Raw genomic sequence first — 21,111 nt, 5'->3', positions numbered from 1 at the left:
TCTTCCTCCTATTCGATCCGCAAGCGCAGCACCGGCCCGGAAAGCGGCACCAGCACGCGGTAAATGCTCTCCGGCCAGGCAAGGCGCAGACGCCCGTCCGTGACGGGAATCTCTTCAAGCTTCAGCTGCCCCGCGCCTTCCAGCGAGAGACAGACACCGGACCTCAAGCGGAGCGACGTGCCGGAAATCTCGGGCCGGTCGCCCAGCATCAGGGAGAGCACCGCAGGCAGGTCACCGTCATGACGGTCCTCGAGCTCAATCCCCCTGCCCTTCAACAGCCGGACCGTGCGCCTGTAGCTGCGCAGTTGCGCCTCTTCCGGATAGGCCCCGGCAATATCCATCTGGATGGAGGCAACCTCGTCAGACAGATCAACGCTCACATCCCGCGCGGCAAAGGTCAGACCTGCCTGCTGCTGCACACCGCCGAAGCCCGGAAGATTGTGAAAGCCGGACTGCATGGTCCAGATCTCGTAGCGCTGCGGGGAGAAGGTCTTGGCCGTATAGGTCTCGACGCCAACGTCGATCAGAACCGGCTCGCCGTCCTTATAGACCGTCAGGCTGCCAACATCATTGTGATTATGGCCGTCATCATTGTCTCCGGCCTTCACCGCCAGAACAAATCGATCATCCCGCGCAATGAACAGTCCGCAGCTCGGATAGTAGATATCCGGAAGACCAGTCATAGGCTCGTTATAAGCTTGCATCTCTGCGTGCGTGCTGAGGGCAAGGAGCCGGTAGGAGAGATTGATTTCGTCCGGCAGATCCGGGCGCGGGTTGGCCTTCGCGTCTTTCGCGGCCAGCGCACAGAGCGGCTTCGAACCAACGGCTTTGCCCGCCAGAAACTCCCGTGCTCCACAAGGTTCCAGCACGGCGGAAGCATCCGCGAAATTGATATAGGTCCGGCCGGCAACGTGATTGTGAGCAATGAACTCCGCCATGTTGCGGAGCTTAGGCCAGTTCCACAGCGCCGAGACGCTGCCCGGAGCCACCCGATCAATCACGTTCAAGGCTCCGAACAGGCAAAGCGTGCCATGGCGATAGTAGAAGGCCCCTTCCTCGCAGGCGCCATCTTCCCCGAAATCCTTCAGAAAGGCATCCAGGCTTCCTGCTGCTTTTTGCAAGACCTTCTGCCGGAGAGCGGCATCGAAAGGACGGGTGAAAGCACTGATGAGGACATTCTGGCTGCACCAAGCTGTCCAGTTGTTCATCGGCTCGTCGCCGTTCCCCATCCACCAGAAATGCCGGTCAAGGTAAGGCTTCAGCACACGCTGCAGGACCTCCCTGTCGATCCGGGACAGGATGGCCGGAGACAGGCGATCCAGCGCATCGCCATGAAGATGGGCAACGACCGCGAGCTGGGCGGCGGTTTCCGCTGCAAAGAGATCCACGACCGGATTATCCGGATCCGGCAGGAGATCCCGCACCCCGCCCCGCTGGTGGGCGTTGTGAGCCGGAAGCTGCCAGCCGCTTTCCTCAAGGATCAGGTAAAGGCCATCGACGAGCGCATCAAGAAACCGTCCCTGCCCTTCGACAGCTTCCGCAAGAGCCAGCGCATTCACCTCACGGCGGCGCTGGAAATAGATCGTCTCATAGCCGGCCCGGTCGCCCTGTTCCCGGTAGGCCCGGTAGCCGCAGGCGGTCAGCAGACCCCATCCGCGTGCAAGAGCCTCTTCGCCACCGGCAAGAAGATCAGCTTGGATATTCTTAGGCAGGCTGACCCAGAAAGAGCGGTCTGACGCGTCCGGGCCGGGCACAAAATCACGCAAGGTTGCACCAGATGCGCTCACGCATCCAGATACCCGGTGTTCCGGGGCCTGCTCCTGACCAGCCAAATCCACGACGGAAAACTCCTCCTGTCGCCCTCCCGGCGAACGGCCTTAGTCAGACAAACCATCGTCGCAAAGTCAATTATTTTTTGCAATTTACGCAAATTTGCTTTTTTGCGTAACTTTTGCATAATTGCAAAATAGATCCTGAACCCCTAAAAATGCGGGGCGTCCGGACAGATAGAACGATTCTAAAATGGGGATGACCTTGACCGACAGCGACCGCGCAAATGCAGGCGAGAACGCTTTCCAGCCCCCGGCTTCCGGCAAGGTGACCCTGAAGGATATTGCCGACGCAGTCGGCGTTTCCATCAGCACAGCATCCCGGGCACTTAAGGGCATGCCGGGAATTTCCTCGGAAGTCCGCTCCCGCATTCAACAGGCAGCCGAACGGCTCAACTACGCAGGCACCTCGCAGCCCGGCGGGGTGCTGACGGTCCTGTCCGATCTCCACCTTGCAGAAAGCGCGACCGGAGAATTCATGCAGGCCGTTCAGGCCGGTATGGAAAAGCGCGCGAGAGAGCTGGGCCTGCCCATGTCCATGCAGCTGGTCAATCCGGCGGCCATGCGCCAGCTTGATCCGGATGCGGCAACCTCCGGCTATCTGCTTTTTTCCATGCAGCATGAAGACATCGTCTCCCTGTTGCACGAGCGCGGCATTCCGGCCGTCATCGTCAATGGCCGCGAACCCCTGATGCGCCTTGACGCCGTCGCGCCCGCAAACCGGACCGGCGGCTACCTGGGCGCCCGACATCTCACGCAACTTGGCCACACCCGCATCCTGAGGCTGACCCACTCCCCCCGTCCGACCATCCGCGACCGGATGGCTGGTTGCGTGAAGGCGATGCTGGATGCCGGGCTTGAAGACCACAACGATCTGGTCGTGGAACTTGAAGCCATGCGCACCCATTTGGCCTACCAGGCCATCAAGCAGTGGATCGAGGCAAAGGGGAAAACCGGCTTCACCGCGATCCTGTGCTGCAACGACGCCTGTGCATTCGGAGCGATCGCAGCCCTGAGCGAAGCCGGGATCAAAGTGCCTGAGGACGTCTCCGTCGTAGGCTTCGATGATATCCCGACAGCGGCCCTGAACTCGGTTCCGCTGACAACGATCCGCGTGGATGCCGAAGACATTGGCGCACGCAGCGTCAACCGTTTGCTCGAACGGATCAGGGGGCTGGACCCGCTTGCGACCTATACAGAGACAGCGGTCAAGCTTGTGGTCCGGGATTCCACGGCGAAAGTTGCTGAGTAAGTGAGAGGTCCGGGATTTGGCGGCCGCCGGTGTGACACAGCGGTACAATACCTGCCCGCTTTATTCACCTGCCCGCCTTATTCCGTTGACAACCAGCGCCCTGTCTGGCTTTTTGCCTCCAGCAAAAGTTGAGCTCGTATTTCACTCGCCAAGCTCAGCTTGAACGGAATTTTTTTGATTTTCCTGCAGGGTTCCCCGCTCTGATTTGCAGCAAATCCAATTGTCCCAGACCCCGGAAAGCAGTTTGATGCTCCGCCGCTTTGCAGCCTACTACGCCCCCTACAAGACCCTTTTCCTGCTCGACTTCGGCTGTGCAATCCTTGCCGGTTTGCTGGAGCTTGCCTTTCCGATGGCAGTGAAGCTCTTCGTCGACGATCTTCTGCCCACCCGAAGTATCGAGCTGATCCTGATCTCGGCGGCTGGCCTTCTGGTGATGTATGCCGCCAACACCGCCCTGACGGCCGTGGTGGTCTACTGGGGCCACATGCTCGGGATCAACATTGAGACCGATATGCGCCGCAAGGCTTTCGAGCATCTGCAGAAGCTCTCGTTCCGGTTCTACGACAACCAGAAGACCGGGCACCTGATTGCCCGCATCACAAAGGACCTAGAAGAAATCGGCGAGGTTGCCCACCACGGCCCCGAGGATCTCTTCATTGCCATTATGACCTTTATCGGCGCCTTCGTGCTGATGGCGTTCATCAATACGGAGCTCGCCCTGATCACCGCTGTCATTGTGCCGCTGGTTGCCTGGGTGACCAGCCGGTACGGCGGCCGCATGACCCGGAACTGGCAGGCGCTTTATGGCCGGGTCGGTGACTTCAACGTGCGTGTTGAGGAAAACGTCGGCGGCATTCGCCTGGTCCAGGCCTTTGCCAACGAAGATCACGAGCGCAAGCTCTTTGCCAAGGCAAACACAAGCTACCGCAGCACCAAGCTGGAAGCTTACAAGATTATGGCGGCCTCCACCTCGCTCAGCTACATGAGCATGCGGCTGGTCCAGCTCACTGTGATGCTGGCGGGCAGCTACATGGTGTTGCGCGAGCATCTGAGCTACGGGGGCTTCGTAAGCTTTCTGCTGCTTGTAACGGTCTTTTTCCGTCCCATCGACAAGATCAACGCGGTGATCGAAACCTATCCGAAGGGGATTGCCGGGTTCCGCCGCTATCTGGAACTTCTTGCGACCGAGCCGGATGTCGCCGATCTGCCTGGCGCTAAGCCTGTCAAGCATCTGGCGGGCGATATCCGCTTTGACCGTGTCAGCTTCGGCTACAGCGATGAACGCCCGATCCTTCAGGACATCAGCCTAGACATCCGCTCTGGTGAGACCATCGCCTTCGTTGGTCCATCGGGGGCAGGCAAAACCACCCTTTGCTCACTCCTGCCGCGCTTTTATGACGTGACCGGCGGAGCCATCACCATTGATGGCCTGAACGTTCAGGAAATGACGCTGGCGTCCCTGCGCCGGAACATCGGCATCGTCCAGCAGGATGTCTTCCTCTTCGGCGGCACCTTGCGCGAGAATGTCGCCTATGGCCGGATCGGCGCCAGCGAAGAAGACATTATGGAAGCCCTGCGCCGGGCCAGCTTTGACAAGGTGCTGGAGACCTTGCCTGAGGGTCTCGACACGGTGATTGGCGAGCGCGGAGTGAAGCTCTCCGGCGGCCAGAAGCAGCGTCTCGCCATCGCCCGGATTTTCGTCAAGGACCCGCCTATTCTGATTCTGGACGAGGCAACCTCAGCCCTCGACACCCAGACAGAGCGGGACATTCAAGCCTCACTGGAAGAACTGTCACGCGAACGGACCACTCTGGTCATCGCCCACCGTCTGGCGACCATCCGCAAGGCCGACCGGATCGTCGTCATCGACAAGGGGCGGATAGCCGAGCAGGGCACCCACAAGGATCTTCTGTCCCGCGAAAACAGCCTCTACCGCCGCATGCATGACGTGCAGTTTCTGGAAGAGGCAGAGATCCACTGAATTCAAACCAAAAGCGAAAACCCCGCCCGGAGCGTTTCTCCGGGCGGGGTTTTGCATTTCAGCATCCGGACACGGGGTCAGGCGGTCTCGGACACGATGCCCGGCTGCTTGGACCAGCCCGCGTACCAATCGCGGAAGAGCTTGAACTGGGCTTCGACATAGTTGCGCTGCGCGTCATTGAGGGCATCCTCCTCATTGAAATGCAGCGTGTATTCCGCATCGCCGGTCAGAACCATCAGATGCTTGTAGAAGAGCACCAGATCCGGGCCTTCGTCGAAGGTGGACAGGACATGCAGGGCTTCATCCAGTTCCTTTGCCTTCACACGGGCTTCCACATGGCCAGTTGCAGCCAGCTTACACAGCGCCGTCAGATGCAGGACTTCCCTAGGCAGGGCATTGCCGATGCCGGTGATGGCACCGGTCGCGCCACAATTGACGAAGCCATGGAAGACGTTGGTGTCGACACCGATCATCAGGGTCACATCGTCGCTCTGTGAGGTGATGTTCTCTGCCGCGTAACGCAGATCCGCTGCCCCGCCGAACTCCTTGAAGCCGATCAGGTTCGGATGATCCCGGCGCAGTTCGAAGAAAAGATCGGCCCGGGTGGCAAAGCCATAGTAAGGGCTGTTGTAGATCACCGCCGGCAGCTTCGGCGCTGCCGACAGGACCGCCTTGAAATGCGCCTTCTGGGCTGAAACGGACGTGCCGCGGGAGAGAACGCGCGGGATGACCATCAGGCCGCGCGCGCCAACTTCAGCAGCATGGGCAGCCAACGAGACCGCGCTCTTGGTGTTGATCGCACCGGTACCGACAACGACCGGAACGCCGGCAGCAGTGAGACGGGCAACGCCTTCCTTGCGCTGGTCGTCGGTCAGAAGCGGCCAGTCCCCCATGGAACCGCAATAGACGACGGCAGACATGCCGACGGCAATCAGCTCCTTGCCCTTCTTCACCAGGGCATCGAAATCCGGTGTTCTGTCGGCCTTGCAAGGGGTCATCAGGGCCGGCATGCAGCCGGTGAAAGTCGTATCAGCCATATTTCAGTTCCTCAGGGTCTGGTCCCGGCCTGTGCCGGGGTATTCTAGAAGTCTTGTCTGCGGCCTCACACAAAAGGAGGCGGCGGTTGTTATAAGTCCGTCAGAAGCCCACGATCTGTTCCGGCAGCCAGGTTGCAAGCTGCGGGAAGAGCGCGAGAAAGATCAGGGTCACGAGCTGCAGCAGAATGAAGGGCACCACACCACGGCACATCTGGCCGTAGGTCATGTCAGGTGGTGCGATCGACTTTAGATAGAAGATCGACGACGCCATTGGCGGCGTCAGGTAACTGGTCTGGATCACCACGATCACCATGGTGCCGAACCACACCGGATCAATGCCGGTTTGGCGGATGATGGGCGTGAAGAGCGGCACACAGATCAGCACGTTGGCCGTCCAGTCCAGCACAAAGCCCAGCAGGAACACGATCACCAGGAAGAAGATGATGATGCCTGCGTCGCCAAAGCCTGCTGCTTCCACCGCATTGCGGATGAGGCGCGAGCCGCCGTTTGCCGCGAAAGTGCCCATGAACATGGTGCCAGCAGCGACGATAAGGAGGATCATTGCCGATATGCGGACGGTGATCTGAAGGGATTCCCGCAGCATCGCAACGCTGAAGCGGCCATAGGCAACACACAGTGCAAGCGCACCGACCGCACCGACAGAGGCAGCTTCCGTTGGCGAGGCAATGCCTGCCAGCAGAGAGCCGAGCACTGCGAAGATTAGCGCGAAGATCGGCAGAAGCGACGTGATGGTCAGGGTGACCTTCTCCCGGAGCGGGATCTCGTCCATCTCTGCCTGGGCTTCAGTCTTTTCCGGCGGCCAGATCAGGCCATGGACAATGATATAGGCGATGAAGAGCACGATCATCAGCAGGCCGGGGAACATCATGCCCGCCAGCAATTCACCGACCGATATCTGTGCAAGAGAGGCATACATGACCGCGATCACCGACGGCGGGATCATCGTGCCGAGCGATCCGCCCGCGCAGATCGTGCCGGCAACCAGGCTATTGGAATATCGGAAGCGCTGCATGGCGGGGATGGCCATCATGCCGATCATCACTTCCACAGCCCCGACAACACCAGCGGCCGCGGCAAACACCGCACCCATGGCGATGGTGGCCACAGCAAGCCCACCCGGCAAGCGGCCAAGCCAGAGCTGCATCACCTTGAACAGGCGCTCGGCAATGCCGGACCGTTCCAGAATGGCTCCCATCAGCACGAACATCGGGATGGCGGCCAGAATGAAGTTGGTCGCGGCGGAATAGAAGGAGCCGTAGAGTTGGGCGAAGACATTTGGTCCGAAGACCATCATGCCAGCGCCCGCTGACACAATTGTCAATGACAGGGCGATTGGAATGCCTGCTAGAATGAGCAGGAACAGAAGCGGGAACATCAAGGCTGCGACAGACATCGGATCAGGCCTTCAGCTCGAAGCTGCCATTGGGCGCACCAGCAAAGGCACGCAGGCCCTGCACCGCCAGTTGAAGGGTAAGAGCCGAAAGGCCGAGAGCCAGAAGACCGTAGAAAGGCCAGACAAGCGGCGCCCAAGGGCTGACCATCTCGACCTCAGAGGTCTCGAAAGCCCGCCAGGCGCGCTTGATCCCGAACCAGGCAAGGCCGCCATAGACCGGCGTCAGAAGACAGACGAACACCAGACCCTCGATCCATTCGCGAAGGCGGAGAGGCATCTTCTGAGCAAGGAAGTCGATCCGCACATGGGCATCTTCGCGCAGTGCATAGGCGGCTCCCAGAACGAACAGCGTGCCGGTGCACATGTAGGAGATATCGAAGGCCCAGATGGTCGGCGCGTTAAAGACGTAACGCGCCGCCACTTCGTAGATCATGGAGGCGACCAGGACGAGCGTCACAGCCTCCGCAATGCGCGACAGGATTTTTGAAATCATATCTATCGCGTTGAAAAGGCCCGTCATCCTGATCCCCCTCCCAGATCACTTACCGTTGCGGATAAGATAGCTGCTTTCAGCAGACCAGCGGTCCATGAAAGCGGTATAGTTTGCAAGCAGGTCGGCCATTTCCGGCTTTCCTTCCGCCTTCTGGGCTTCAGCCTTCTTGGAAACCCAGTCCTTGCCGGCATCTGACAGCTGCTTGATGAACTCAGGCTCCAGCGTGATGATCTCGTTCTTGCCCGTCCGGTAGGTTTCGAGTGCCTTCACGTCGGCGCTGTAGAAGTGGATCAGGCCTTCCATGGTCGTCACTTCAGCCGCTTTTTCGATCAGGGGCTTCAGGTCTTCCGGCACCGCATCCCAGGTTTCCTGCTTCAGCACCACTTCCCACAGGAAGGTCGGCTGGTGCACGCCCGGAACGATGATGTACTTGGCTGCTTCATGGAAGCCCTCCGGAAGGTTTGCGGAGGGCGGGCCCCACTCGATCAGGTCAACGCCCTTGCGCTGCAGGAGGGTGTAAATTTCTCCCGGCGGCACAACGGTCGGCACCGCGCCAAAATATTCCTTCATGACTTCAGCCCATGGGCCCGAGGTGCGGTACTTCAGGCCCTTGAGATCTTCGGCCTTGGTCACCGGCACGTTGGAATGTGCCATGATTTCGGAGGATCCGATGCCCACAATCAGGCTCTTGAAGCCTTCCTTGGCGCGGAAGTCGTACAGAGCTTCCTTGCCGCCGTCCTCATAGATCCAGGTGATGAAAGCCTCCGGCCCCATACCACCCGGAAAGCCTGCGAAAATCGCGTTTTCCGGATCCTGGTTCACCCGGTAGCTCGGCGTGGAGTGACCGGCCTGGATGACACCGTCCTTGACGCCATCATAGACCTGAAGGGCAGGAACGAGAACGCCAGCGCCGAAGGGCTCGATCTCCACCCGGCCGCTGGTCATCAGCTTCACATTGCCGGCGAAACGCTCCAGGAAATTCACATAGAAGGGCGAACCTTCCGGAACAGAGGTCGGAACCTGCCAGGTAATCTCCTGCGCCAGTGCGGGCGCCGTCACAGCCAGCAGGGAGACCGCAAGTCCCCAAGCCTTCAATCGATCAAACATCATTCGTCTCCTGTTGATGCACGGGGCTCAGCGCCCACAAACTGGAAAGGGGGGTTCCGTTCGCCAATTGGACCGCCGGAAACTCTTATTGGGAACAAGCTACGGCAAAATATATTTCTTGTCGACAAATAAAATACAAAAAGAATCTGACAAAATGCGCCTTGTCCAACCCATTGAGATAAGCCGGTTTCTCAGGTCCCAAACTGTGAAAAAAGAAGGAAGTGCCTCGGGCCGGAACTCAGAAAGCGATGCCGCTGTTCAGCCGCCGGTCATCGGCGATGTAGCTCTGGATCTGCCGGACGATCTGGTCTGCATGCTGCTTGGCGATCCGGTCTGCCATCTCCACATCCCGCGCCTCAATAGCACAGACCATCTTCTCGTGCTCATCCAGATAGACCTGAGGTAGTTCGTCATTAAAGGAGGAATAATAGAAACGCAGCAGCCTGCGGCCTTCATCGAGCAGCCGGTCGAAGAGCTCGATGTAGTACCGGTTCTTGCCCGCCCGGGCGATCATCGAATGGAAGTGCCGGTTGACCTCGATCATCCGGGAGACATCCTTGGCAGCCACCGCTTCGGCATAATCGGCCTGGAATTTCCGGATCCGCACCACTTCCGCATCCGTCCGGTTCTGAGCCGCAAGACGTGTTGTCACCCGGTACATCAGGGTCAGGGCATCGTAGAAGCTGGGAAGTTCCAGGAAGTCCAGCGGCGCGACGATGGTCGAGCGGTTCGGCAGCGTGACCACGAGACCGTCATTGGCCAGCTTGATCAGCGCCTCGCGGATCGGCGTACGGGACATTCCGAAACGGGCCGAAAGCTCCGTCTCGTCCACCGGACTGCCCGGACGAAGCTTGAGCTCAAGGATCTCCTGCTTCAGCGTGTCATAAGCCGTCGCAACGCCGTGCCCGCGCCGGGGTTTTGCCCCTGCTGCCTCCGCCGCATTGCTCTTGCTGTCCGCTTCCATTGGTCATTTCCAGCTTCTGGGAAAACTATACTTGGGGACCAGAGCAAGGAAATGCAGCTCTGTCGACGCCCTAACAGATCTCAATGCCAATAGATCACAGTTTGCTGCCGATCCACCCCGCAAAGATCCGTCAGCCTATGGCAAGGTTCAAGCCGGCGCCGTCAGCGATCGCCGCTGGCCGTCTCCGGGACACCGCAAAGGCTTATCCCTGAACTCTTTTGCGTAAAACAAACGCGTGCGATGAACCATTTGCCCCCGTAGCACTACTTACCGGATGAGTAGACTCACCTCAGCTCTTCAGGGCAAGATCAACCGGTGCTCAGCACCTGCGGCTAAACCTGATTGCTGATCCTTATTCCGGGAGAGAGAATTGACCGTTCTGGACCAAAACAGATCTGCAAACATGACGATTGGCAGCATTCCCCGTTACTCGGTCGCCGCAAGACTGCTGCACTGGATCGTGGCCGCCCTCGTGCTTGCCACCTGGCCGCTCGGCCTCATGATCGGCTTTACCAAGAAAGAGGTGTCTCTCGACTTCTACCTTGTGCACGAAAGCCTCGGCTTTCTGGTGCTTTGGATCATGCTGGTCCGCGTTGGCGTCAAACTGACAAGCCGCGCTCCGCACCATGACGGACCGATAATCGAGCAGATCGCCGCCCATACGGTTCACGGCCTGCTCTACCTGTTCCTGATCCTGATGCCGGTCAGCGGTTTCCTGGCCACCAATGCCCATGGCTTCCCGCTCAAATGGTTCGGCCTGGTCGAGGTCTGGAGCCCGATCGGCAAGACGCCGGATATTGCCTGGACCCTGTCCGGTATCCACGCCTGGAGCGCCTGGATCCTTCTCGGTCTCTTCGCACTCCATATTGGCGCGGTGCTGATGCATCACATCATCAAGCGGGACACCACCCTTTACCGGATCATTTGAGACCAAGCAGCGGGGTCAGGACGGCAGGGCCAGAAGGTCGAAGTGCCCGACCTCGCACAAGCTTCCGGCAGCAGTCAGCGCCTCCAGCCGGAAGGACAACCAGTCCTCGATGTCCTTCTCCGGCAGGTTGCCAATCTCTGTCAGCGGCTGCCGGAAGCCATCGAGAAACATGCCCTGAAGCTCAGCGTCCTCAGGCCCCATCCTCCAGGGACTTTCCGCCAGACGGACACGATAGCCTTCCGCCTCCAACAGAGCGGCAAGCCGGGGAGCTGCATCAGGACCGAGAGCAGGTCCCAGCCCCTTGTCTGTCCGCTGGTGCCGGTTAAAGGCGTCGACGACAGCTCCATCCAGGGGATGCTCGATAGACCAGCGCATCACCCCGTCATAGTTGAGCGCGGCATAGACGCCGGATCCCTCGAGAGCCACTTGTTTGACGAAGGCCTTGCAGAAATCCTCCGAGCAAAGGTCAAACAGCGCGGATGCTGTCAGCAGCGAGACGCCATCCAGCGGCAGCCCGGCGATGTCGTTCAGATCATGCTGGCAATAGGAAACCTGCGCGGTGTCTCCGATCTGCCGGGCCGCCTCGGCCAAAAGTGTCCCGTCATTATCCAGAAGGGTCCAGCGGACCGTCTTCGGAAAGACCGGTGAAAGCGCGCGCCATGTCGAGCCGGTCCCGCAGCCGATATCCAGCACTTGGGGAGAATTCACCTTGCCGGTGAGCCAGTCAGCGGCAGCCTCAGCAAGCGTCCTGTCTCTGGCAAGACCATCCACGGGTTCGCGAAGCGCCAGCCAGCGCGGGTCAAATCCGCTCATAGAAGGGTCTCCAGCCTATCGGCAATCAGCCGGGCAGTTTCCGGCCAGCCAGGCAAAAGCCTGCCGGCCTCGTTAGCCCCGTCCGCATAGCGCAAGCGCGCGTCATCATCAGAAACCAGCACACGGAGCGCATCGGCGAAGGCCGCCGGATCATCGGCCGGAACCAGTTGCCCCGCTGTTTCAGGCACCACATCGGGAACCGCGCCTGCGCTGCAGGCGACGATCGGCAACCCGTCCACGAGCGCCTCGGCAAACACCATGCCGAAGCCTTCGTAGCGGCTCGCAAGAGCGAAGATATCCGCCTCGGCCATCAACAAGCGGCTGTCGCTGCACTCGCCCGGCAAATCAATCCGGCCACCAAGTCCGAGCCCGGCGGCCAGAGCATCCAGCTCTTCGGCAATTTGCGGATCCAATGTCCTGCTGCCGATGATTTTTGCTTCCCAGGGCAGGTCCTCAATCAGCTTCAGCGCCTTGATCAGGACATCATGCCCCTTTCGGCGGGTCAGCGTGCCGACAGAGAGGATCTGCAAAGGCTCGTCCGGCTGTCTGTCTCGCCGCGGGCCTGCTGACGGGTCGGTTCCCGGAATGGCAATGGTAATGCTGTCCCGGGGGACGCCAAAATTCGCAGCGAGTTCCTTGGCGGTCATCGGCGAGGTCACGATGACCGCAGCAGAGTGGGCCAAGGCAGCCCTCTCACTGCGCCGGAACCTTTCGGCCTGCTTGGGCTCAAGCCCTGTCTCCAAAGCAAGCGGATGATGGACCAGCGCTGCGATCTTCAGCCGCGCGTTTTCCTGGGCTGCCCAATCGTCCAGAACGCCATAGGCCAGACCATCAATCAGAACCAGAGTGTCATCAGGCAGGGCCGAGAGACGCCGTTCAGCCTCCAGCTTTGTCTCCCCAGACGGAAAGGGAAACCCCTCGCCCAGAGACAAAAGATCCACTGTCCAGCCGAGGTCGCGAAGTCCCTGAATCACGCGCCGGTCGTAGCCATAGCCACCGGTGCGCAGCTCCAGATCTCCCGGATAGGCAAAGGTCAGAGAGAGGTTCAAAGATCAGCCTCATACCACCCGCGGGCAGCATGGGATTCATGCAAGGTAACCTTCAGCCTGCAGATCCGGTGGCTGCCCTCGCCCAGCTTCTTGTCCCGGACAGCTTCGGCCAGCTGATCGAAAATATGCTTGGCGATGACTTCCGTCGTGGTGACCTTGCCCCGGAACAGTTCGACTTCATCAAGGTTCTGATAGTTCAACGGCTTAAGTACAGCCCCGAGAACCTCGGTTGCCGCGCCAATGTCGACGGCAAGGCCATCCTCATCAACATCCTTGGTGAAAAATGCGGCGTCGACCACAAAAGTCGCACCATGCATGCCTTGCGCCGGACCAAAGACCGGGCGCGGCAGGCTATGGGCGATCATGATGTGGTCGCGGACTTCAACTGCAAACATGCAAACAAACTTTCTCAGGAAGTGAATTGAAAGGGTGTCAGTAGCGGATACGATGGCAAAGCGTTGCTGGATCCGTCAGGATGCCTTCATAGGCTTCTGACAGATCCTGAAACCGGGTTTCGCCGGAGATCAGCGCATCCAGCCTGGGGTCTTCCAGAAGGCTCAAAGCTTTCCCCATGCGGCGGGCATAGTCCCAGCGGGCCCGCTGCCGGGCCGGGATCGTCCCCACCTGTGAGCTGACAAGCGACAGGCGGCGCGCATGAAACGCTCCGCCAAGAGCAAGGGAAACAGGCATCTCACCATACCAGCTTGCCTCGACGACGCGCGCTTCCAAGCCTGCGCACTCAATAGCCGACGACAGGGCCTGCCCGGAAGCGGATGCATTGATCAGGACATCGAACGCGCCGGACAAGTGGTCGGGCTTGGCAAACTGAAGACCGAGCCGGGACGTCAGAACCTCCCGGGCTGGATTTGGGTCAGCCAGCACAGTCTCCGTTCCGGGAATACGGCTCGCCAGAAAGGCAACGAGCGCGCCAACGACGCCTGCCCCGAACACAGCTACCCTGTCTCCAGGCAGCACCTCTGCATCCCAGAGAATATTAAGCGCCGTTTCCATATTCGCCGCGAGAACGGCACGTTCCGGCGGTATGGTTTCAGGAACAAGGCGCAGAGCATCCTCAGAGACGACAAACCTGTCCTGGTGGGGATGCAGACAAAAGACGGTCCGGCCCACGAGGTCCGAACGGCCATCCTCAACCAGCCCAACTGCCGAATAGCCATATTTGACCGGAAACGGGAAAGCGCCGCCCATATGCGGACCGCGCATGCGCTCATGCTCGCTTTCCGGCACTTGGCCTTTGAAGACAAGGGACTCAGTCCCCCGGCTGATCCCGCTGAACAGCGTTCTCACCCGGACCTGCCCCCGCTCCGGGCGCGCGAGGTCTTCGGTTCGAAGCTCTGAGGTCTTTGCCTTGGAAATCCAGAAAGACTGAGCACAGGTCACGCCGCTTGCTCCGGACTTGGAATGAGGTCTGTTCAAGGGTCTTCACTTTGTTCAACGTCTTGGATCAACCAAAAACCCAAGACGGCTCAGTCTTTTATCATATAGTGCCGCAAACAGCTCCAGAGGTTCATCCAACAGCTGCCCGCTCACAAACATTTTTGTGACAGGTCCGCAAAGAACCTTGCCGCGTAAACCGGGCACTCACATAAAGTGAGCAACGAAGGAGTTTCACCATGTCCTGCATCCCGGGGCCGGAAAACAGGAGCGCACATGCCGTTTCGTCTCCGCTGAGGGCAAGCGCATTGAAAACATTGGGCGCGGTGTTTGCAGCCGCGATCGCCGTCTTTGCCTATGCGGGTTTGCATCCCGGTCTCGGCCTTGCCGCCCCGGCTGCCGCAGCAGCCGCCTTGTTCTGCATTTACGCGCTAGTGCTTGGCGGTTTGCGCCATCATCCCCATCCCAAACTGGGTGCGGCCAATCTTGTCACCGCCATCCGCGCGGCGATGGTCTGCCTGGCAGGGGCAACGGTGCTCCTGGCAGATAACATCGCATCCTCCAACCAGTTGCTCTGGGGACTGGCTGCCCTCACCTCTGCAGCCCTCCTTCTCGACGGCGTTGATGGCTATCTCGCCCGGCGGAACGGCGAAGCGTCCGATCTTGGCGCCCGGTTCGACATGGAAACAGATGCGCTTCTGATCCTGATCCTGTCCGCCGCAGCCTTCATTCTGGGCAAGGCAGGCCTTTGGGTGCTTGGCATTGGCCTGATGCGCTATGCCTTTGTCCTGGCTCAAGTGGCGCTTCCGCGTCTTCGCGGGTCCCTCTCCCCGTCCTTCCGCCGGCAGCTCATTTGCGTAGTGCAGGTCGGCGCCTTGTGTCTCCTGCTGCTGCCGTTCATCGTGCCGCCGGTCTCGACCCTTATCGCCGCTGGGGCATTGTCCCTCCTCGCCTACTCCTTTGCGGTGGATCTGCGTGCACTCTGGGTGGGTGAGGCCTAAATTTTCCGGCTTCCCGGTCCGCGCCGGGCAAAGCTCCAGAGCGCAATTGCCGCAGCTGGAACAGCTGCGCCAACAAGACACAGCGCCCCATAAAGCAGACTGGCCGATACGCCTTGCGCGGCCGTCAGTCCGAAGAGAGGCCACAAGGCCGCAGCCGCGGCCTCCCGCGTTCCCCAACCGCCAACGCTGACAGGCAACACCATGGACAAAAGGCAGAGCGGCACAATGGTCACAGCCGCCAGCGGCGGCAAAGGCGCACCAACGGCCTCGGACGCAAGAAGAAAGGTCGCGGCGTAAGATGCGACGATCAATGCACTCAGCCCGAACTGGACGAAGAATGCGCCTTTCCGCCAGAACACTTCCGCCAGGTCCTGCGCAATGGTTTGGTACCGCGGCAGCAGAACCCACCGGAAAAGCGCAGCCCCAATCAAGGCAAGCAGACCCGCCACCACCCAAAAGCCGGCCAGGAGAGGACGGAACTCCACAGGCAGACGGCCGGCCAGAAACACGGGCCACGCAATCAGACCGCTTCCAGCCAGCAGGAAAAACGCCAGCTGCCCGGAGGCCCGCTCCAGAACAACCGCGGATGCGGGCCGCTTCCAGCCACCGGGTGTATCGGTACGCACCCGGTAGGCTCGCAGCGCGTCCCCTGCAACACCGCCTGGCAAAACGAGGTTCAGCGCCGAGCTGACGTAATATTCACCCAGCGCCCGCCCAAGCGGCAACTCCTGTCCCAACCGCGCCGCTGTAAAACGCCAGCGCACCGCCGACAACCAGATCTGCGTCTGAACGAGAACAAGGCCCGCAATCAGAAAGCCCGAAGAGACATGACTGAAATTATCCAGGATCCCTGCGGGACCGGCAAAAACCAGCACCAGAATCAGGATGCAACAGCAGAAGACAACGGAAAGAATGCTGAGGATGGGCAAGCCTGCCACTTTCATTTAGGTTGGCCGCCCTATCGGACAGCAAGGCGGAAGAAACCTGTCATGGCGCGGAATTCAAGGACCGGCAAGAGAGAGCAGACACAATCCGCTTTCAAGATCCTGACATCCGCAATCCTTTTCGCCACGACAGCATTCGTCATTCTGGCCCTTCCGGCTTATCCTGCTGGGCTTTCCGGCCCGTGGTTTCTGCGCATTCCGCTTGAAGTGCCGCTTGCCGGGCTTGTCTTGCTGCTGCTCCCAAGGAAGCTGGCTAAGCCAACCGCCGCATTCATAACGATCACGCTGCTTATGCTTCTTGTTCTGAAGCTGGCGGACCTGGGCGTTCAAACTGCCTTTCAGCGGCCATTCAACCTCTATCTAGATGCGACGCTGGTGAAGAACGGCTGGTTGTTCCTGTCCACCACGTTTGGCGTTCTCAGAACCTCATTGGCGATCGCCCTGATCTTGAGCGCATGCGCGGGAGCCGGATTTCTGCTCTGGCGGGCGCAGACAAGCTTGATCAACACCGCACGTCCGATGCGGCGGACGCTCACCCTCTGCTTCGCGGGCGCTTCGGCTCTGACCGCGGCCTTGACCGTCTTTCCTCCAGCAACAGAGAGGATACCGTTAGGAACCTTTCACGCCGCCCGTGACATCAGTGTCGGACTGGTTAGAACAGTTCAGGCTGCGAGCGACCTGCAGGCTTTTGAAACGGAGCTGGCGGCACCGCCGCCCTCTTCTCAGGACAATCTGTTTCAAGCCATCAAGGGAAAGGATGTCGTTCTTGTCTTCATCGAATCCTATGGCCGCAGCGCCCTTGAGAACCCGTCCTTCAGATCCCTGACCGCCCCCAGGCTGAAAGACATCGAAACCACGCTCAGCGGAGAGGGAATTTACTCAGCCAGCCTGTGGTCAGGCTCGCCGACCGTCGCCGGGCTGAGCTGGCTCGCCCATGGAACGCTGCTGTCCGGTCTCTGGGTAGACAATCAGGCCCGCTATGACCGGCTGATGTCCAGTCAATGGACAAGCCTCAACCGGATGTTTTCAAAGGCGGGCTGGCAGACGAGCGCCATCATGCCTGCCATCACGATGGATTGGCCGGAAAAGAACTTCTTTGGCTATGATCAGGTCCTGACCGCGAAGGATCTAGGCTATCGCGGCAAGCCCTTCAACTGGGTCACCATGCCGGATCAATACACGCTCACAGCCTTTGAGCGCCTTTCCCGCATGCCAGCCCACGCCAGCGGCAAGCCCATGATGGCGGAAATCGCCTTGATTTCAAGCCACGCGCCCTGGACACCTGTAGCGCATCTGATTGACTGGCAAGCCGTGGGAGATGGAACAGTTTTCAACCAACAAGCAACATCCGGCGAAACGCCAGAGGCGGTCTGGTCCGATCCCGTTCAAATCCGCGATCATTACATCCGCACCATCGACTATTCGCTGGCAACGCTTGGAGAGTATATCAGCCGCTTCGGGCAGGACGCTGTTTTCATCATCCTCGGCGACCACCAGCCAGCAGAGATTGTGACCGGCGAGAATGCCTCCCGTGAGGTTCCGGTGCATGTCATCAGCCGTGACAAAGAGCTGATCACAAGACTGGAGAAGACTGGCTTCACGGCAGGACTTCTGCCTGACTCAAACACCGCCTCAATCCGGATGGACCGCCTGCGACAGGTCCTTATAGAGGCACTCAGCGGGAATGCGGCCACTCCGGTAAATTGAGAGCTTGAGACAGGTCTCCCCCGGAAACGCACCCATGATGCGCGGCCCCACAACTCCGTCAGGACACAAGCACTACGCCTGGGAGCTCTTTTGAAACCCAAGGATCGCGCTGCCGATCAAGCCCGGCTCGATGGTGCAAGCAGCAGGCACGACGAGCGGGGAAGTAAACCGTCGAAGGGTCTTGCTGCGCGTTGCCGCATCCAGCCGTTCGATCAAACCGGTCGCGTTGGACAACCCGCCCCCGACAGGAACGCGGGACGCACCGGTAGTGTTGATGAGAACAGCGAGCGGTCCAGAGAGAATATCGACATGGACATCGACCGTTTCAGCCGCTCTTTCATCCCCCTCTTCCCACGCAGCGATAATCTCCACGCTGGAGAGCTCGCGGCCATGCAGATGCTTGTCGAGACGCTCAAGTCCCCGGGCACTGCCAATGGCATCCAGGCATCCGGTTTGACCACAGCCGCAGGCAAACTGCGGAACCGAATGCCCGCCAGCTCCCGCTGTTGTCGCCGAGATGGGACCGTGCCCCCACTCTCCGGCATAGCCGCCGCCTTCGTTGATCAGACGGCCGCGAACCACAAGCCCGCCGCCGACGCCAGACCCGAGGATCACCCCAAAGACGACTTCATGGCCCTGCCCGGCCCCAAAGCCGGCTTCCGCCATCGCGAAGCAATCTGCGTCATTGGCCACCACCACCGGCAGTGACAGGCGGCGCTCCAATTCTTCCTGCAGACGGACACCGTGAATGCATGGAATATTGGCAACGATCGCCTGACGGGTGTCTGGATCAATCACCCCGGCGATAGACAGGGACACCGCCTCGACCGGCTCCGGAGCGGCATCAACTACGAACGCAAGAGCGGCCACGAAGGCATCCAGATCATGCCCCGGTGTCGGAATCCTGGGCAAAGGCTGAATGCCTTCCGGGGTGGTCGCATAGGCCCCCTTGATGGCCGTGCCACCGATATCGAAACAGACGATCATGCGGAACCCTTGCCGTGCTCCTGCCACTGACCGCCGCAAATGCTGGCGTGAATGGTCAGGTCGGAATTCAGAACCAGGAAGTCAGCCCGTTTACCCGTGGTCAGACTTCCAACCGCGGACAGGTGCGCCGCCCGGGCTGGGTAAAGGCTTGCCATTTTCAACACGTCATCCAGCTCCATGCCGATACAGCCGGCCATAAAGCGGACACAGGACAGCATGTCGATATCCGCACCGGCCAGAGTTCCATCGGCCAGCGTCAGTTTGCCGTCCCGCCGGAAAACTTCGCGGCCATTGAGCTGAAAACTGTCCCCATCCCAGCCGATGGAAGACATGGCATCGGTCACGAGAAAGATCTGGCCCGGCCCCTGCTTTGCCTTGAGAGCGACCTTTATCGCCAGCGGATCAACATGATGGCCATCAGCAATCAGACCGCAGCTCAGTTCGCCGAAGCACAGCGCAGCCCCGACCATCCCCGGTTCCCGGTGCTGCAACGGGCTCATGGCATTATAGAGATGCGTCACCATGGACGCACCAGCCTGTACGAACGGCTTGATTTGCGCGACACCTGCATCGCTATGGCCGAGGCTGACCACCACACCGTCTTCCACAAGCTTGCGGACCTGATCTGGCGTCGCATTCTCCGGCGCGAGCGTGACCAGCAAGCAGGGCAGCTCTCTCACCGCCTCCAGAATCAAGGCCAGATCCGCATCGGTCATCGGACGGATCAGCTCCGGCGCATGGGTCCCCTTGCGGGCGAGAGATAAATGCGGTCCCTCCAGATGCAGCCCTGCAAATCCGGGAACACCCTTCTTTGCAGCCTCAATACCCGCGGCGATAGCCAGCCGGGTGTTCTCCGGCGTGTCCGTGATCAAGGTCACCAGAAGTGCCGTGGTGCCAAACTGACGGTGGGCCTGGCAAATGGTCTCGATGCCAGAGACCGTTAGGTCATTGTTGAACAGAACACCGCCACCACCATTCACCTGCAGGTCTACAAAGCCCGGCACGATAAGGCTGCCTTCCGGCAACTGGTGCAAGTCCGTTGCATTGGTTTCAGAGGAAATCCCGGTAATCTCGCCCTCGCAAACCTCGAGCACCTTGCCATCATGCCAGGATTGGCCATCGAAAATCCGGGCGCCAGCAAATGCCTGATCACCAGCCGGTTCGGCTCTTGAACTCATAGGGTCTCTGTTACTTTCTGAAGGGCGGCAGGGGCGTCGGGGTTGAGATCGCGAAGGAACGACAGGCGCTCCACCATCTTGTAATAGGGCACAATCTGGATCAGCGCATCTGTCAGTGGATGCCCTGTACGGACCGTCGGCAGAACCGTTGCCACACGCGAAAGCGGCGAGGTTGAAAACACTGTGCCGCCCTTTTCCGCCAGCTTGTCGGCAACGCCCGCTGCTGAGGCCTCAGCCGCATCGGCAGCCGCAAACACCAGCACGGGGAAGCCGCTCCCAACCAGCGACACAGGCCCGTGCAGGACCTCTGCCGAGGAATAGGCCTCGCCGTGAAGCTCGCAGGTTTCCTTGCACTTCAGCGCTGCTTCCGCAGCAACAGCAAGGGACGGGCCGCGGCCCAGGAAATAGAGTGACTGAGCTTCTACGAGGCTGCTGGTAAGACTTCCCCAGTCCAAATCCAATGCCTGGCGGCAATGATCCGGCAGCTTTGAAAGCGCCGCCTTCAAAGCATCGTCCTGCGTCCACTCAGCAAGGATCGCGAGCCCTGCAACGACAGAGGCGACATAGGACTTGGTCGCTGCGACAGCCAGTTCCGGTCCGGCTTCGAGAGGAACCGTCACCGAGCAAGCCGAGGCAAGCGGCGAGGGAACCGTATTCACCAGAGCGACCGAACGCGCGCCGCTGTCCGTGACTGATTGGGCCAAGGCGACAATGTCCGGGCTCTTGCCCGACTGTGAAATGGCAATTGCGGCAGCATTCTTGAGCTTCAGGGAACGCTGATAGATCGACGCAAGAGATGGCCCTATCGAGGCGACCGGAACACCGGCCTGCAATTCGATCGCATATTTCAGGAAACCGGCAGCATGGTCGGAAGTTCCCCGCGCAATGGTCACAACAACGGCCGGATCAAGTTCCCGGAATTGCGCTCCACAAGCGCTCAGAGCACCTGCGGACTTTGAGAACAGCCGCTCGAGAGCGTCCGGAATCTCGTGAACTTCCTGGAGCATGTGGGATTGCGTCATGAACTTTCCGGTT

General features: G+C 59.9%; 19 protein-coding genes. 5 read left to right on the top strand and 14 right to left on the bottom strand.

Annotated features, from left to right (window positions below):
- Positions 1 to 8: 8 nt before the first annotated feature.
- On the bottom strand, positions 9 to 1,787 hold the full coding sequence (locus tag IG616_RS06810; protein ID WP_192147574.1) for a heparinase II/III domain-containing protein: 1,779 nt from the start codon (positions 1,785 to 1,787) through the stop codon (positions 9 to 11).
- Between the two features lie 247 nt (positions 1,788 to 2,034).
- Between IG616_RS06810 and IG616_RS06805 the strand changes: the two genes are divergently transcribed.
- Both IG616_RS06805 and IG616_RS06800 read left to right on the top strand, forming a co-directional pair.
- A complete protein-coding gene (locus tag IG616_RS06805) occupies positions 2,035 to 3,081 on the top strand; it encodes a LacI family DNA-binding transcriptional regulator (protein WP_192147387.1) in 1,047 nt (348 codons plus the stop codon).
- A 247-nt stretch (positions 3,082 to 3,328) separates the two neighbouring features.
- Positions 3,329 to 5,062: an ABC transporter ATP-binding protein gene (locus IG616_RS06800; protein ID WP_192147386.1), complete on the top strand. Its 1,734-nt coding sequence runs from the start codon at positions 3,329 to 3,331 to the stop codon at positions 5,060 to 5,062.
- A gap of 77 nt (positions 5,063 to 5,139) precedes the next feature.
- Here the strand turns inward: IG616_RS06800 and IG616_RS06795 are convergent, their stop codons facing one another.
- The 5 genes from IG616_RS06795 to IG616_RS06775 form a co-directional block, all read right to left on the bottom strand.
- Positions 5,140 to 6,099 (bottom strand): dihydrodipicolinate synthase family protein, encoded by a 960-nt coding sequence (locus IG616_RS06795; protein WP_192147385.1) that lies wholly within the window; start codon positions 6,097 to 6,099, stop codon positions 5,140 to 5,142.
- A gap of 100 nt (positions 6,100 to 6,199) precedes the next feature.
- Positions 6,200 to 7,513, bottom strand: coding sequence for a TRAP transporter large permease (locus IG616_RS06790; RefSeq protein ID WP_192147384.1), 1,314 nt, complete (start codon positions 7,511 to 7,513; stop codon positions 6,200 to 6,202).
- Positions 7,514 to 7,517: 4 nt separating this feature from the next.
- Positions 7,518 to 8,033 carry a TRAP transporter small permease subunit gene (locus IG616_RS06785; RefSeq protein WP_192147383.1) on the bottom strand — a complete coding sequence of 172 codons (516 nt, stop codon included), beginning with the start codon at positions 8,031 to 8,033 and terminating at the stop codon, positions 7,518 to 7,520.
- 18 nt (positions 8,034 to 8,051) lie between these two features.
- The gene (gene dctP / locus IG616_RS06780; RefSeq protein WP_192147382.1) at positions 8,052 to 9,113 is read right to left on the bottom strand and encodes a TRAP transporter substrate-binding protein DctP; all 1,062 of its coding nucleotides are present in this window, start codon (positions 9,111 to 9,113) and stop codon (positions 8,052 to 8,054) included.
- A 238-nt stretch (positions 9,114 to 9,351) separates the two neighbouring features.
- Positions 9,352 to 10,077 carry a GntR family transcriptional regulator gene (locus tag IG616_RS06775; protein ID WP_192147381.1) on the bottom strand — a complete coding sequence of 242 codons (726 nt, stop codon included), beginning with the start codon at positions 10,075 to 10,077 and terminating at the stop codon, positions 9,352 to 9,354.
- A gap of 403 nt (positions 10,078 to 10,480) precedes the next feature.
- Here IG616_RS06775 and IG616_RS06770 point away from each other — a divergent pair, with 403 nt between their 5' ends.
- Complete coding sequence (locus tag IG616_RS06770) at positions 10,481 to 11,005, top strand: cytochrome b (RefSeq protein ID WP_192147380.1); 525 nt, start codon at positions 10,481 to 10,483, stop codon at positions 11,003 to 11,005.
- A gap of 15 nt (positions 11,006 to 11,020) precedes the next feature.
- Here the strand turns inward: IG616_RS06770 and IG616_RS06765 are convergent, their stop codons facing one another.
- Genes IG616_RS06765 through IG616_RS06750 form a run of 4 tightly spaced genes read right to left on the bottom strand, consistent with a single transcriptional unit; the run spans position 11,021 to position 14,301 of the window.
- Entirely contained in the window at positions 11,021 to 11,818 is a 798-nt protein-coding gene (locus IG616_RS06765) for a class I SAM-dependent methyltransferase (RefSeq protein WP_192147379.1), read from the bottom strand.
- Positions 11,815 to 12,867, bottom strand: coding sequence for a glycosyltransferase family 4 protein (locus IG616_RS06760; protein WP_192147378.1), 1,053 nt, complete (start codon positions 12,865 to 12,867; stop codon positions 11,815 to 11,817). The genes IG616_RS06765 and IG616_RS06760 overlap by 4 nt, the downstream gene beginning before the upstream one ends.
- Positions 12,864 to 13,262: a 6-pyruvoyl trahydropterin synthase family protein gene (locus IG616_RS06755; RefSeq protein ID WP_192147377.1), complete on the bottom strand. Its 399-nt coding sequence runs from the start codon at positions 13,260 to 13,262 to the stop codon at positions 12,864 to 12,866. The genes IG616_RS06760 and IG616_RS06755 overlap by 4 nt, the downstream gene beginning before the upstream one ends.
- A 37-nt stretch (positions 13,263 to 13,299) precedes the next feature.
- Positions 13,300 to 14,301 carry a zinc-dependent alcohol dehydrogenase gene (locus IG616_RS06750; RefSeq protein ID WP_209007326.1) on the bottom strand — a complete coding sequence of 334 codons (1,002 nt, stop codon included), beginning with the start codon at positions 14,299 to 14,301 and terminating at the stop codon, positions 13,300 to 13,302.
- Positions 14,302 to 14,498: 197 nt separating this feature from the next.
- Between IG616_RS06750 and IG616_RS06745 the strand changes: the two genes are divergently transcribed.
- A complete protein-coding gene (locus tag IG616_RS06745) occupies positions 14,499 to 15,260 on the top strand; it encodes a CDP-alcohol phosphatidyltransferase family protein (protein ID WP_192147376.1) in 762 nt (253 codons plus the stop codon).
- Here IG616_RS06745 and IG616_RS06740 read toward each other — a convergent pair.
- Positions 15,257 to 16,204, bottom strand: coding sequence for a lysylphosphatidylglycerol synthase transmembrane domain-containing protein (locus IG616_RS06740; RefSeq protein ID WP_192147375.1), 948 nt, complete (start codon positions 16,202 to 16,204; stop codon positions 15,257 to 15,259). The two genes, IG616_RS06745 and IG616_RS06740, sit on opposite strands and share 4 nt — an antisense overlap.
- Positions 16,205 to 16,249: 45 nt before the next feature.
- On the opposite strand from IG616_RS06740, the gene IG616_RS06735 reads away from it, so the two are divergent.
- Positions 16,250 to 17,911 carry a sulfatase-like hydrolase/transferase gene (locus tag IG616_RS06735; protein WP_246476150.1) on the top strand — a complete coding sequence of 554 codons (1,662 nt, stop codon included), beginning with the start codon at positions 16,250 to 16,252 and terminating at the stop codon, positions 17,909 to 17,911.
- 72 nt (positions 17,912 to 17,983) lie between these two features.
- Here IG616_RS06735 and IG616_RS06730 read toward each other — a convergent pair whose 3' ends face one another.
- Genes IG616_RS06730 through IG616_RS06720 form a run of 3 tightly spaced genes read right to left on the bottom strand, consistent with a single transcriptional unit; the run spans position 17,984 to position 21,098 of the window.
- A complete protein-coding gene (locus tag IG616_RS06730; RefSeq protein ID WP_192147374.1) occupies positions 17,984 to 18,898 on the bottom strand; it encodes an ROK family protein in 915 nt (304 codons plus the stop codon).
- On the bottom strand, positions 18,895 to 20,076 hold the full coding sequence (gene nagA, locus IG616_RS06725; protein WP_192147373.1) for an N-acetylglucosamine-6-phosphate deacetylase: 1,182 nt from the start codon (positions 20,074 to 20,076) through the stop codon (positions 18,895 to 18,897). Before nagA ends, IG616_RS06730 begins: the two co-directional genes overlap by 4 nt.
- Positions 20,073 to 21,098 (bottom strand): SIS domain-containing protein, encoded by a 1,026-nt coding sequence (locus IG616_RS06720; RefSeq protein ID WP_192147372.1) that lies wholly within the window; start codon positions 21,096 to 21,098, stop codon positions 20,073 to 20,075. Before IG616_RS06720 ends, nagA begins: the two co-directional genes overlap by 4 nt.
- Positions 21,099 to 21,111 lie beyond the last annotated feature (13 nt).

This window comes from Roseibium litorale (assembly GCF_014842915.1).
In the GTDB taxonomy this organism is placed as follows: domain Bacteria; phylum Pseudomonadota; class Alphaproteobacteria; order Rhizobiales; family Stappiaceae; genus Roseibium; species Roseibium litorale.
This window is presented reverse-complemented; position numbering and strand designations above follow the sequence as displayed.

What these genes read in the sequence shown, in the direction of transcription:
- IG616_RS06800 (WP_192147386.1), top strand. Translation starts at nt 3,329, where the DNA reads ATGCTCCGCCGCTTTGCAGCCTACTACGCCCCCTACAAGACCCTTTTC.
- IG616_RS06795 (WP_192147385.1), bottom strand. Translation starts at nt 6,099, where the DNA reads ATGGCTGATACGACTTTCACCGGCTGCATGCCGGCCCTGATGACCCCT.
- IG616_RS06790 (WP_192147384.1), bottom strand. Translation starts at nt 7,513, where the DNA reads ATGTCTGTCGCAGCCTTGATGTTCCCGCTTCTGTTCCTGCTCATTCTA.
- IG616_RS06785 (WP_192147383.1), bottom strand. Translation starts at nt 8,033, where the DNA reads ATGACGGGCCTTTTCAACGCGATAGATATGATTTCAAAAATCCTGTCG.
- dctP (WP_192147382.1), bottom strand. Translation starts at nt 9,113, where the DNA reads ATGTTTGATCGATTGAAGGCTTGGGGACTTGCGGTCTCCCTGCTGGCT.
- IG616_RS06775 (WP_192147381.1), bottom strand. Translation starts at nt 10,077, where the DNA reads ATGGAAGCGGACAGCAAGAGCAATGCGGCGGAGGCAGCAGGGGCAAAA.
- IG616_RS06770 (WP_192147380.1), top strand. Translation starts at nt 10,481, where the DNA reads ATGACGATTGGCAGCATTCCCCGTTACTCGGTCGCCGCAAGACTGCTG.
- IG616_RS06765 (WP_192147379.1), bottom strand. Translation starts at nt 11,818, where the DNA reads ATGAGCGGATTTGACCCGCGCTGGCTGGCGCTTCGCGAACCCGTGGAT.
- IG616_RS06755 (WP_192147377.1), bottom strand. Translation starts at nt 13,262, where the DNA reads ATGTTTGCAGTTGAAGTCCGCGACCACATCATGATCGCCCATAGCCTG.
- IG616_RS06745 (WP_192147376.1), top strand. Translation starts at nt 14,499, where the DNA reads ATGTCCTGCATCCCGGGGCCGGAAAACAGGAGCGCACATGCCGTTTCG.
- IG616_RS06740 (WP_192147375.1), bottom strand. Translation starts at nt 16,204, where the DNA reads ATGAAAGTGGCAGGCTTGCCCATCCTCAGCATTCTTTCCGTTGTCTTC.
- IG616_RS06735 (WP_246476150.1), top strand. Translation starts at nt 16,250, where the DNA reads ATGGCGCGGAATTCAAGGACCGGCAAGAGAGAGCAGACACAATCCGCT.
- IG616_RS06730 (WP_192147374.1), bottom strand. Translation starts at nt 18,898, where the DNA reads ATGATCGTCTGTTTCGATATCGGTGGCACGGCCATCAAGGGGGCCTAT.
- nagA (WP_192147373.1), bottom strand. Translation starts at nt 20,076, where the DNA reads ATGAGTTCAAGAGCCGAACCGGCTGGTGATCAGGCATTTGCTGGCGCC.
- IG616_RS06720 (WP_192147372.1), bottom strand. Translation starts at nt 21,098, where the DNA reads ATGACGCAATCCCACATGCTCCAGGAAGTTCACGAGATTCCGGACGCT.